11 protein-coding genes are annotated in these 12,012 nt (G+C 74.9%); 1 reads left to right on the forward strand and 10 read right to left on the reverse strand.

What is annotated here, in order from left to right; translation table 11 throughout:
• Window positions 1-15: 15 nt before the first annotated feature.
• From ACSHWO_RS16290 to ACSHWO_RS16305, 4 genes are all read right to left on the reverse strand, one after another.
• Window positions 16-933: an alpha/beta hydrolase family protein gene (locus ACSHWO_RS16290; protein WP_438312674.1), complete on the reverse strand. Its 918-nt coding sequence runs from the start codon at window positions 931-933 to the stop codon at window positions 16-18.
• A gap of 258 nt (window positions 934-1,191) precedes the next feature.
• Window positions 1,192-2,442, reverse strand: coding sequence for a kynureninase (gene kynU / locus ACSHWO_RS16295; protein WP_385841610.1), 1,251 nt, complete (start codon window positions 2,440-2,442; stop codon window positions 1,192-1,194).
• Entirely contained in the window at window positions 2,435-3,280 is an 846-nt protein-coding gene (locus tag ACSHWO_RS16300) for a tryptophan 2,3-dioxygenase (protein ID WP_438312676.1), read from the reverse strand. Before ACSHWO_RS16300 ends, kynU begins: the two co-directional genes overlap by 8 nt.
• A 248-nt stretch (window positions 3,281-3,528) precedes the next feature.
• Complete coding sequence (locus ACSHWO_RS16305) at window positions 3,529-3,945, reverse strand: DUF3151 domain-containing protein (protein WP_361097118.1); 417 nt, start codon at window positions 3,943-3,945, stop codon at window positions 3,529-3,531.
• Between the two features lie 405 nt (window positions 3,946-4,350).
• Between ACSHWO_RS16305 and ACSHWO_RS16310 the strand changes: the two genes are divergently transcribed.
• Window positions 4,351-5,565 (forward strand): IS701 family transposase, encoded by a 1,215-nt coding sequence (locus tag ACSHWO_RS16310; RefSeq protein WP_438319120.1) that lies wholly within the window; start codon window positions 4,351-4,353, stop codon window positions 5,563-5,565.
• Window positions 5,566-5,801: 236 nt separating this feature from the next.
• Here the strand turns inward: ACSHWO_RS16310 and fbaA are convergent, their stop codons facing one another.
• The 6 genes from fbaA to ACSHWO_RS16340 form a co-directional block, all read right to left on the reverse strand.
• Window positions 5,802-6,824: a class II fructose-bisphosphate aldolase gene (gene fbaA, locus ACSHWO_RS16315; protein ID WP_361097113.1), complete on the reverse strand. Its 1,023-nt coding sequence runs from the start codon at window positions 6,822-6,824 to the stop codon at window positions 5,802-5,804.
• Window positions 6,825-7,108: 284 nt separating this feature from the next.
• Window positions 7,109-7,648 (reverse strand): orotate phosphoribosyltransferase, encoded by a 540-nt coding sequence (gene pyrE, locus ACSHWO_RS16320; protein WP_385841628.1) that lies wholly within the window; start codon window positions 7,646-7,648, stop codon window positions 7,109-7,111.
• Window positions 7,649-7,658: 10 nt separating this feature from the next.
• Window positions 7,659-8,477: an aldose 1-epimerase gene (locus ACSHWO_RS16325; RefSeq protein WP_438312679.1), complete on the reverse strand. Its 819-nt coding sequence runs from the start codon at window positions 8,475-8,477 to the stop codon at window positions 7,659-7,661.
• 28 nt (window positions 8,478-8,505) lie between these two features.
• Window positions 8,506-9,432 (reverse strand): SRPBCC domain-containing protein, encoded by a 927-nt coding sequence (locus ACSHWO_RS16330; protein ID WP_438312681.1) that lies wholly within the window; start codon window positions 9,430-9,432, stop codon window positions 8,506-8,508.
• Window positions 9,433-9,534: 102 nt separating this feature from the next.
• Complete coding sequence (locus ACSHWO_RS16335; RefSeq protein WP_438312683.1) at window positions 9,535-11,175, reverse strand: polyamine aminopropyltransferase; 1,641 nt, start codon at window positions 11,173-11,175, stop codon at window positions 9,535-9,537.
• A gap of 140 nt (window positions 11,176-11,315) precedes the next feature.
• Window positions 11,316-11,858, reverse strand: coding sequence for a DUF2617 family protein (locus ACSHWO_RS16340; protein ID WP_385841641.1), 543 nt, complete (start codon window positions 11,856-11,858; stop codon window positions 11,316-11,318).
• Window positions 11,859-12,012 lie beyond the last annotated feature (154 nt).

Raw genomic sequence — 12,012 nt, forward strand, 5'->3', positions numbered from 1 at the left:
CCCCCTCGCGGGCCGCTACCAGGCCAGCTGCGAGATCTCCTCGGCGACCACCGCGCAGGCGTCGGCCGCCGGGTCGATCAGCGGGAAGTGGCCGATGTCGTCCAGCAGCGTCAGCCCGACCGTCTCCCCCGCCTTCGCCGCCGCGGCCACGTACGACTCGGCCACCTCCGCCGGGACGACGATGTCCTCCCGGCCGTGCACCACGGTCGTGGCGATCCCGGTCGGCAGCAGCGCCGCCGGGTCCGCGTACGGGAGCCGCTGCGCCCAGTGCGCGTCCCCGCCCAGCAGCTGCGCCGAGGCGCCGCCGCAGACGCCGAGCTCCTGCGCCACCTCGAAGTCCGCGATGGGGGCCAGCGCCACCACGCCGCGCAGTACGGGCGGGGCCGGCAGCCGCCAGCCCGCCGGGGCGCCGGCCGGCAGGACGTGCCGGGCGGCGGCCCACAGTGCGAGGTGGCCGCCCGCGGAGTGGCCGGTGAGGACGGTACGGCGCAGGTCGGCCTGCGGGAGGTGGGCGGAGGCCAGCGCGGGGAGGGCGTCCAGCGCCGCGGCCACGTCGTCGAAGGTCTCCGGCCAGCGGCCGGCGACCGGCCCCCCGGCGTTCTGGTGCGGCAGCGAACTCCCGCGCCGGTACTCCACACTGGCCACGGCGAAACCGCGCCGCGCCAGGAAGTCGGCCAGCGGCGACACGTGCTCCCGGTCGTACGGGGCCCGCCAGGCACCGCCGTGCAGCAGCACCACGAGGGGAGCGGAGGCGGCCACCCCGTCCGCCCCACCCACACCACCACCCCCGCCGACGGGGGCCCGCGGGGCGTAGAAGTCGACGACGTGGTCCGGGTGGTCCCCGTACGCGGCGGACGCGTCCGGGGCGACCGGCGGGTGGGAGAAGGCCGAGGCGGCCTCGGCGGCGTCCCGTTCGACAGCGGGGTCCGTCATCGGCTCAACCTCTCGGTAACGCGTGGGACTGGTGTTCCGGCTGCCGGGATTCCGCAGCCCGGAACGCCCCGGCCTGCGGCGGCTCCGGGCTCCGGGTTCCTTCGATCCGGCAGAGCCGGACCGTATCAGGCCGGAACAGGCCTGTCCCCGGAGGTTTTTGTCACGTACCCCGGCCCGCATGGAAACCGGCCGCGGCGGGCAGGGATCATGCCCTGCCCGCCCCGTGCCGTGACGTTTCGCTCCCGGCCCGGCCGGACATCACCCGAAAATGCGACCCAGCGTCCGGGCCGCGCGCTCCGCATCCGCGAAGCCCACGTAGAGCGGCGTGAACCCGAACCGCAGGACGTCCGGGGCCCGGAAGTCTCCGATCACCCCGCGGGAGATCAGCTCGTCCATCACCGCGCGGGCGTTCTCGGTGCGCAGCGACACCTGGCTGCCGCGTTCCTCGTGCGGCAGCGGCGTCACCGGCTCGACCTTCCCCGCCGGGACGTACGCGGCCACGCACTCCAGGAAGAAGTCGGTCAGCGCCAGGGACTTGGCCCGTACGGCGGCCACGTCCACCCCGTCCCAGGCGTCGAGCGCCGCCTCCAGGGCCAGCATCGACAGGATGTCCGGGGTGCCGACCCGGCCGCGGACCGCGCCCTCGGCCGGGGTGTAGTCCGGGGTCATCGCGAAGGGCTCGGCATGACCGTTCCAGCCCGGCAGCGGGGAGTCGAAGGCGGCCTGGTGGCGTTCGGCGATGTAGAGGTACGCCGGTGAACCGGGTCCGCCGTTGAGGTACTTGTACGTACAGCCCACGGCGAGGTCGACGCCGTGCTCGTCGAGGCCGACGGGCAGGGCGCCGGCCGAGTGGCACAGGTCCCAGACGATGACCGCGCCCGCGGCGTGCGCCGCCCGGGTGATCCCGGGCAGGTCGTGGAGCCGCCCGCCCCGGTAGTCGACGTGGTTGAGCAGGACCACGGCCGTGTCCTGACCGCGCTCGCGCAGCCGGGCGGCCGCATCGGACGGGTCCACGGGGACCACGGTCAGGCCGGTGAGCCGGGCCGCCGACCCGGCGATGTAGCCGTCGGTCGGGAATGTGGACGCGTCGACGAGCAGCTCGGTGCGGCCGTGCCCCGCCAGGCGGGCGGCGCCGACCAGCGCCTTGAAGAGGTTGACGCTCGTGGAGTCGCCGACGACGACCTGGCCGGGGGCCGCCCCGACGAGCGGGGCGATCCGGTCGCCGATGCGCTCGGGCGCGGTCCACCAGGTGCCGCTGCTCCAGGAGCGGATCAGCTCGGTGCCCCACTCGTGCGCGACGACCTCGGCGACCCGGTCCGCGACGCCCACGGGGAGCGCGCCGAGCGAGTTGCCGTCGAGGTAGACGACGCCCTCGGGGAGGGTGAAGCGCTCGCGGAGCCCGGCCAGCGCGTCGGCGGCGTCGAGCTGCGCGGCGCGCGCGGCCAGGTCCGACGCGGCGGTGGCCGGGGCGGTGCCGCCCGGGGCGGTGGTGTCGAGGGCGTCAGACATGGCTGCGCGCCGTCCACAGCTCGGGGAAGACGTTCTTCGAGGCGCGCTTCTCCAGCCAGGTCACCCCCGCGGAACCGCCCGTGCCGGTCTTCGCGCCCATCGCGCGGCGGGTGGCGACCAGGTGGTCGTTGCGCCAGCGCCAGACGAGCTCCGCGACGTCCGTGAGGGCCTCGCCGAGCCGGTGCAGGTCGGGGTGGAGGTCGGGGTCCTCGTACAGGGAGGTCCAGACGGCCTCGACCTCGGGCGAGGCCTCGTAGCGCTGCGCGAGGTCGCGGTCGATGACGGACTGCGGGACCGGCAGGCCGCGGCGGGCCAGCAGGCGCAGCACCTCGTCGTAGAGGCTGGGCTCGTGCAGGGCCTTCTCCAGCTCCGCGTGGACGCGCGGGGCGCCGCGGTGCGGGACGAGCATCGAGGCCGACTTCTCGCCGAGCAGGAACTCCATCCGGCGGTACATCGCCGACTGGAAGCCGGAGCCCTCGCCGAGGGCGGCGCGGTACGAGTTGAACTGGCCGGGGGTGAGCTGGGCGAGCGGGCGCCAGGAGGCGTTGAGGGCCTCCAGCTCACGGAGGGATCGTTTCAGCGCGTCCATCGCGACGGGGACGCGGTCCTCGCGGAGGGCCTTCGCGGCCGTCTCCCACTCGTGGACGATGACGGTGAACCACAGCTCCATGACCTGGGTGGTGACCAGGAAGACCATCTCGCCGGGATCGTCCGAACGAGGGTGCTGGAGGTGGGTGAGGACGTCCGCCTGGACGTAGTCCTCGTACGGGGTCGTGCCGGCGAAGTCGAGGTTCGGGGTGTCCGAACCGGCTCCGGAGGCATCAAGGGTGTTCGACATCGCTGTCTCCTCGACACGTGCTTCCGGGTAGCGGTCCGCTCCTTCCGATTGGGTGTGTGGAGCCCCGGTCCCCTGCCCGCATCATAGGACCGCTTCCCGGCCGTCCTCCAATGGCCAGTGACGGGCGTCACAGATACGTTTCGGACACGGAGGCGCATGACGGGCGGCGCCGGTGAGCCGCCGGCCGAGGGCCGGGCAGTGCCTGACCGGGCGCCGGTCGGGGCCGGTCAGGCACTGATCACCGCTGGTCAGGCGCTACCGAGGACGTCCGCCGCCGTCTCGGAGGAGTCGCGCAGGAAGGTCGTGCAGCGCTCGTACTCCTCCTTCTCGCCGATCGCGCCGGCCGCGCGGGCCAGGGCGTGCAGGGCGCGCAGGAAGCCACGGTTCGGCTCGTGCTCCCACGGCACCGGGCCGTGGCCCTTCCAGCCCGCGCGGCGCAGCGCGTCGAGACCGCGGTGGTAGCCCGTACGGGCGTACGCGTACGCCTCGACGGTGCGGCCGGCGGCGAAGGCCTCGTCGGAGAGGACGGCCCAGGCGAGGGAGGAGGTGGGGTGCGCGGCGGCCACCTCGACGGCCGGCGTGCCCGCCGCGATCGCGCCGCGGCCCGGCTCGTCGGGGAGGTGGGTGGGGGCCGGGCCCCCGAGCAGGTTCTGGTGAATGGACATGGTCCAAGTCTGGGGCATCCGGCCCGGGATGCCGGGCCCCTCCCCCGGTGTCGCGACCCCCGCGGCCCGGTGGTGGCGCGGCCACCACGGGGGCGCGCCCGAGCGCCCGATGGTGGGCGCCCCACCACCCGGCGGCCCAGTCAGGTGCCCGGCACACCTCCCCCGGAACGGGGCCCCGGGCCGACGGTAGGAGTGCCATCGACGAAGGGGGAAGTCGTGAACACCGCCATCAGCACACGCCTCGGCACCGCCACCGCACCCGCCTCCCGCACGGCCGCCCGCACCGCTCCGGGCGGCCGTGCCCACCACCGGGACACCGCGGCGGCCCACGCCCCCGGCCTCCTCGGCGGCCGCACGGAAGGCCCCCGGGCGGAAGGCGCCCGCACCGACGAGGCCGTCGAGGAGCTGTGCACGGCGGTGTTCGCCTCCCTGCGACGCAAGGACCAGCGCGAGCGCGGCCGCCAGTACGTGAACGGGCTGCTCGCGACGAAGGGCCGCAAGTCGATCCGCAACATCGCCCACCAGATCAGCGGCGGCGACACGGCCGGCGGCAGCGCGGCCGCGGAGCAGAGCCTGCACCACTTCATCGCGGCGTCGACCTGGGACTGGCAGCCGATCCGGACCGCCCTGGCGCAGTACCTGGGGCAGACCGCCCCGTTGAGCGCCTGGGTGGCGCAGCCGATGGCGATCCCGAAGGGCGGCGAGCACTCGGTGGGCGCCGGGCACCGCTTCGACCCGCACCGCGGTCAGATGTTCCGCGGGCAGCAGGCGTTCGGGATCTGGTACGCGTCGGCCCGGATGGTCACCCCGGTGGGCTGGCGGCTGTTCCTGGACGAGGAGTCGGCGCAGGAGCCCTCGCAGGACTCCGTGCAGGAGGCGGGCCCCGGCGGCGAGGAGTCGTACGAGGGCTGCGCGGTCAGCGGCGTGCTGAACACGGTGCGCGAGGCGGGCATGGCCGTGCGGCCGGTGGTGCTGGACATCCGGGACATCGCGACGCGGGCCACGCTGAACCGGTTCGCCGAGGCGCGGGTGCCCGTGGTGGGGCGGATCAACCCCGAGGCGCGGCTGCTGGTGACGGACCCGCGGCTGCCGGGCTTCGGCGCGGGGACGCTGGCCGCCCGGGACATCCTGCAGAACGTGCGCGGGCTGCGGATGCCGGTGGAGTGGCCCGACCCGGCGGTACCGGGCGCGCGGCGCACCTCGCTGGTGGCCGCGGTGCGGGTGATGGTGCCGGACCCGGCTCCGGGGCGGCGGCGCGAGGTGCTGCTGTTCGGGGAGTGGGAGGCGGCCCGGCGGCTGCCGACCCAGCTGTGGGTGACGGACATGGTGCGCACCGACCCGGCGGTGCTGGTGCGGCTGACGAAGACGGCGCTGCGGGTGTCGGTGGCGTCGGCGGCGGGCGGGCAGGAGGTCGGCCTGCGGGACTTCTCCGGGCGGTCCCTGTCGGGGTGGCACCGGCACGTGACGCTGGCCTCGGTCGCGCACGCGGCCCGCAGCCTGAGCGCGGCGCCGGCGGTCCCGGCGCAGCGACCGGCGGACCTGACACCCGCCCCGGCCCGGCACGCCCTGCGCCGCCCGGCCCCGGCCGCCCGGCCGCACCCGGCCCTGGCCGCCCGCTGACCCGCGGGCTCCGGCCGCACGACACGCCGGGCCGCGTCCCCGGCCCCTGCCCCTGCCCCTGCCCCCCACCCGATCTGCCCGGCCCGCGCCCTCGGGCCCTCCCCTTCCCCCGTGACGGGACCCGAGGAGCGGGCCGGGCCTCCCTCCGCCCCCACGCCGAAGGGCCCGGCGCACCGTACGAGGACGGTGCACCGGGCCCTTCGGTCGTGCGGCCCCGGCCCTGGGGCCTTACCGGGTCACTTCAGGCGGGTGCCGGTGGAGCGCAGGTTCGCGCAGGCCTCGGCCACGCGCTTGGCCATGCTCGCCTCGGCCAGCTTGCCCCAGGTGCGCGGGTCGTAGGTGGACTTCTTGCCGACCTCGCCGTCGACCTTCAGGACGCCGTCGTAGTTGCGGAACACGTGGTCCACGACCGGGCGGGTGAAGGCGTACTGGGTGTCGGTGTCGAGGTTCATCTTCACGACGCCGTTCTCCAGCGCGGTGGCGATCTCCTCCTCCGTGGAGCCGGAGCCGCCGTGGAAGACGAAGTCGAACGGGCTGGACTTGCCGTACTTCTCGCCGACGCCCTGCTGCAGGTCCTTCAGCAGCTCCGGACGCAGGACGACGTTGCCCGGCTTGTAGACGCCGTGCACGTTGCCGAAGGAGGCGGCCAGCAGGTAGCGGCCCTTCTCGCCCAGGCCGAGGGCCTCGGCGGTGCGGATCGCGTCCTCGACGGTGGTGTACAGCTCGTCGTTGATCTCGTGGGTGACGCCGTCCTCCTCGCCGCCGGTCGGGGTGATCTCGACCTCAAGGATGATCTTCGCGGCGGCGGCGCGGGGCAGCAGCTCCTGCGCGATGGCGAGGTTGTCGGCCAGGGTCTCGGCGGAGCCGTCCCACATGTGCGACTGGAACAGCGGGTTGCGGCCGGCCTTGACGCGCTCCTCGGAGAGGGCGATCAGCGGGCGGACGTATCCGTCCAGCTTGTCCTTCGGGCAGTGGTCGGTGTGCAGCGCGATGTTGACGTCGTACTTGGCGGCGACGATGTGCGCGAACTCGGCCAGGGCGACCGCGCCCGTGACCATGTCCTTGCTGTGCTGCCCGCCCAGGAACTCCGCACCACCGGTGGAGATCTGGATGATGCCGTCGCTCTCGGCCTCCGCGAAGCCGCGCAGGGCAGCGTGCAGGGTCTGGCTCGAGGTCACGTTGATGGCCGGGTAGGCGAACTTGCCTGCCTTCGCCCGGTCGAGCATCTCGTTGTAGACCTCGGGGGTTGCGATGGGCATCTGTCCGCTCCTTGGGTGTGCGGGGAGTGTGCGATTGCTGACCCTGACCTGGGGGCGACGTAACCGTCGCGCCTATCTTTCCAGACTCCGCACGGCACTCCACCCGTGCCGGGTGGGCGGATTCCGGAAATCACGCCACCCGGCGACAAAAGAGCAGGTCAGACCCTGTACGGCAGCGCCGTGGAGGCCTGGTTTGCCGCCCGGACCGGTTCCGGAATGCAAGACCGGAGGGTCCGGGACCCGGGCAGCGGCCCCTCCTGCGGCCCCGGCGGCGGGGCCTGCCCTCAGGCCAGGCCGAGGTCCGACAGCCGGTAGCCGGTCAGGTACGGCAGCCCGGCCGCGGCGATCGCGTCGGCGGCGCCGCGGTCCACGATCGTGGCGACGGCGACGACCTCGCCGCCCGCCTCGCGGACGGCCTCGACGGCGGTCAGCGGGGAGCCGCCGGTGGTGGAGGTGTCCTCGACGACCAGGCAGCGCTTGCCCTGGACGTCGGTGCCCTCGATGCGGCGCTGCATGCCGTGCGCCTTCTGCGCCTTGCGGACGACGAACGCGTCCAGGCGCCCGCCGCGCGCCGCGGAGGCGTGCAGCATCGAGGTGGCGACGGGGTCGGCGCCCAGGGTCAGGCCGCCGACGCAGTCGTAGTCGAGGTCGGCGGTGAGGTCGAGCATGACCTGGCCGACCATGGGGGCCGCCTCGCCGTCCAGGGTGATCCGGCGGAGGTCGATGTAGTAGTCGGCCTCCTTGCCGGAGGAGAGGGTCACCTTGCCGTGCACGACGGCCTTGTCCTTGATCTGCTGCAGAAGCGCATCGCGTACGTCACTCATGGGCCCGAGCTTAGTTGCGCGCGCCGGTCCCTACGACAGGCGGCGACAGGCGGCGCCAGGTCCACGTCGTGGCGACCTCCAGCGGGTCCACGGGCGTGACCAGCCGCGGCAGCGTGTTCAGCCCGTTCGGCGGCCCGGACTGCGGCTCCACGCAGACGGCCTCGGGCTGCTCGTCGTAGACCACGACCCACTCGGCCCGGCTGGTGACCTTCAGCTCGATCTCGCCGGGCCAGGTGAGGGTGGCATCGACGCCGTCGGGCATGCCGAAGCAGTCGTCCCAGGGGCCGGGCCGCGGGTCGATGCGCTTGCCGGTGGGGAGGTGGTCGTCGCCGCGCTCCTCCTGCCAGGCGGGGGCGAAGTCGAGGCGGACGTCCTCGCCGCCGGCGCCGAGGTTGCGCAGGAACCAGGGGTGCCAGCCGGCCTGGGCGGGGAAGGAGTCGCCGTACGTCTCGATGCCCAGGGTGAGGGTCAGCGAGTCCGGGCCGAGGTCGACGAGCTGGGTGACCCGGCCCGGGTACGGCCAGGGGTCGGCCAGGTCGTACGTGAACGCCGCCCCGGTGGCCGAGGAGTGGGCCCGGCGCCACGGGGCGTCGCGGCCGAAGCCGTGGATGGCGTGCGGCGGCTGGTTGACCGGCAGCCGGTGGACGGCCGCGCCGTCGCGGAACTCCCCGTACGCGGTGCGCCCGCACCACGGCACCATCGGGAAGCAGCCGTACCGGGGGCCCTGGCGCAGCAGCTCCTTGCCATCGATCCGCAGACTGCTGATCCGGCAGCCGTTGTCCTGGTCGACCGTCACCTCGGCGCCGCCGGCGCTCAGTTGCGTGCTCATGCGGTCGAGCCTAACGACCTCCGGCGGATCAGCGGCGCCTGCGCAGGGCCCGGCCGAGCACGACCGCCGAGGCCAGCGCGAGGGCGGCGGCCGGGGCGATCCAGCGCAGGCCCGCGCCGGCGGCGGCGGACGCGGGTGCGGGGACCGGGGCGTAGCGGCCGCGCGGCGGTGCGTGGTCGACCTCCTCGGCGCTGCGGCCGATCATGGTGCGGCGGGCGTGGGCGGCTTCGGCGGGGGGCTGCGGGGGGCCGGCGAAGGCCTCGACGCCCCGCAGGCGGTCCAGCTCCCCGAAGTCGGAGGCGCTCCCGATGTCCTCCAGGTCCCCGAGGGAGCCGAGGCCGTCGAGGTCACCGATGCCGCCGAGGGCCTCCGCCGGGAGCTGGTCCGGGGAGGGGGGCGGCTCCTCGGCGTCGGGGCCCGCGGCCCCGGCCGGCCCGCGCCGCTCGCCCCGGCCGCCGTCCTCGCCCTGCTCGCCCTGCTCGCCCTGCTCACCCTGCTCGCCCTGCTCGTCCTCGTCGCCCGCGCCTGCCGCCAGTCGTGCGGCGGTACGGTCCAGCAGCCGCTGTACGGCGGCCCGCACCGCCTCCGGGGCGAAGCCCGCGGCCCGCCCGCCGGCCTCGCCCCCGGCGGTGAACTCCAGCGAGGTCCCGCCCTCGGCCGCCGCCAGCCGCAGCCCGACGGTCAGCGTGACGGTCCCGCCGCCCCGCAGCTCGGCGCCCTCGCCGGACACGGTGAAGTGGTCCGGGTCGCGCTCGGCGACGGACAGGGTGCCGCGGTAGGTGACGGTGTTCGCGCCGACCTTCAGCTTCAGCCGGCCCGACACCGGATGCCCGGCCCCCGGCTGCGGGGCCGCGTCCGGCTGGAGCCCCGGTACGCAGCGGGCCACCCGGGCGGGGTCGCGCAGCACGGCGCGGAGACGGTCTGCCGGGACCGGAACGAACACCTGATGCTCCATGCGGTCGAGCCTACCGACGACATCCCGCCGCGCGCCCGGTCGGCAGGTCACCGGTTCCGTGTCCCGGCCGGGGCTCCGGGGCGCACGCCCGCCCGGGGCGGGTCACGAGTACCGCGGGTGGGGCAGCGTGGACGGTGGCAGCCCCGCCACCCGCATCCGCTCCGCGTCGCGGGCCGCGTCCCGCAGGGACTGCGTGGTCAGCGAGCGCAGCCCCGGCGCGTCCGGGTCCACGCGCAGCTCCGGGGCCCGGTCGCGGCCGGCCAGGACGAAGCCCCAGTCCTGCGGCGGTGCGTCGGTCGACCCGGGGCTGCGGTCCGGGCCGGCGGCGAAGCCGGAGCGGCGGCCGCCCGCGCTGTAGGGCACCGTGCGCAGGCCGGCGGCGCGCAGCGTGGCCTCGACGGTCCAGTAGGTGTGCGGGCGGGTGGCCAGTGGGCCGGCGTGCACGACGATCCGCCCGCCGGGGGCCAGGGCGCGGGCGGCGAGCCCGTAGAACTCCTGCGAGTACAGCTTCGTACTGGGGGTGATGCCCGGGTCGGGGAGGTCGGAGACGATGACGTCGAAGCGGCGGTGGGCGGCGGGGCCGCGCAGCCAGTGGAAGGCGTCCTGGGTGACGACGCCGAGGCGGGGGTCCTCGTGCGCCCGGCCGTTGAGTGCGGACAGCATGGGGTCGGTGCGGGCGAGGCGGACCACGCCGGGGTCGAGCTCGACGACGGTGACGGACTCGACGTCGCGGTGGCGCAGCACCTCGCGGGCGGCGAGCCCGTCGCCGCCGCCGAGGACCAGGACGCGGCGGTGCGGGCCGGTCATCGCGGGGTGGACGAGGGCCTCGTGGTAGCGGTACTCGTCGTAGCCGCTGACCCGCAGCCGGCCGTCGAGGAACAGGTCGAGGGAGCGGGGCGAGCCGGTGGCGGGGCCGGTGAGGACGAGCTCCTGTATCCCGGTCTGGCGGGCGACGCGCACCTCGCCGCCGTACACGGCGCGCCGGGCGACCTGCTCGAAGTCGCCGGCGAGGGCGGTGGCGCAGCCGAGGGCGGCCAGGACGGCGGCGTTCATGCAGATCAGCAGCCAGCGGGAGCGGCGGCTCAGATCGCGGCGGAACAGCCACAGGACGAGGCCGGCACCGACGACGGCGTTGACGGTGCCGGTGAGCATGGCGCCGGTGAGCTGGCCGAGCACCGGCAGCAGCAGGAAGGGGAAGGCGAGGCCGCCGACCAGCGCGCCCACGTAGTCGGCGGCGAACAGGTCGGCGACGGCCCCGCCGGCGTCCTGGCGGCGGATCCGCTGGATGAGGACCATCAGCAGCGGGATCTCCGCGCCGATGAGCACGCCGATGGCGAAGGAGAAGGCGACGAGCGCGGGCCGGGACTCGCCCAACCAGGCGAAGCTCGCGTACAGCGCCATGGCCGAGAGTCCGCCGAGCAGCGCGAGGGCCGCCTCGATGACGGCGAATCCGAAGGCGGGCCGGGTCCGCAGTCGCTTGGCCAGGAGGGAGCCGACGCCCATGGCGAAGACCATGACGGACAGGACGACGGATGCCTGGGTGACGGAGTCGCCGATCAGGTAGGAGCCGAGGGCGAGCAGTTCCAGCTCGTAGACGAGACCGCAGGCGGCGCAGACGAACACGGTGGCCAGGACGAGGAGTCGGCCGGTCCGGGGCCGTACGGGAAGGGCGGCCGGGACGGTCTCCGTGCCCCGCGGCTCCGGAGCCGGGAGCACCCGGCGCGGGACGGAACGGTCGATCATGCAGCGAACCGTACGTCACCGCCCACACACATCAGGTCACCCACATGGGTGTAAGTCCGGTTTCGCTCCCTCCAGTTGACGCAACCGATGGGCCGTACGGGCGAGGCCGGCGCGCGGCGCCCGCCGGGCCGGGCGCCCGGTCACCGGGTGGCGGGCTCCCGGCCGCCCGCGGGTGCGCCGGCGCGCACACCGACCCTCGTTCGAGTGGCCACCAACTGGCCTTCCTGCGGGTACGCGTGCCAGGTCCGCCAACGGACCTGCCCTTCGTGGCGCTGCACGAGCATCGCGGTGAAGGCGTGCGGGCTGCCCGGAAAGGTTCCGGCCAGTCCGTTCGGGTGATCCGCGACCAGGGCGAGGAGCTCCTGCGCCCGTCCCGCGAACGACCCCTGCGACAGGGTCTCGACGCGCGCGGCGAACTCGTACTCCCAGCCCGTCATCCGCTTGGCCACGCCGAGGGGCAGCGGCGTACGGCTGCCGGGCATGCAGGCGACCGTCTCCGAGCAGAGCACCGCGCCCTCCTCGAGGAGCACCTGGTGGGAGGCCCCGAGCAGGCGCAACTCCACCTTTGCGCCCGCCAGTTCGAGGTTCAGCACGGCCAGGGCGGGCAGCCGGTCCCGACCCAGGGCCCAGGCGAGGTCGGCGGCACGCGTGTCGGTGTAGGTGGTCTGGAGGGTCGTGAGCATGAGTCGGCTCCGCAAACGCGCGAGGGAGAGGGGCCGGACCCCGCCAGCGGTAGTCAACGGGTGGGGGGACACCGGCTCGGGTCCACAGGAAGTCCCGGGAAGGTCCGGGGACTGGGCTACTCAACCGAGGGAATCATGAAAGGCACGGCACTCA

The organism is Streptomyces pallidus (ex Mingjun et al. 2026), assembly GCF_051550185.1.
Classification (GTDB): domain Bacteria; phylum Actinomycetota; class Actinomycetes; order Streptomycetales; family Streptomycetaceae; genus Streptomyces.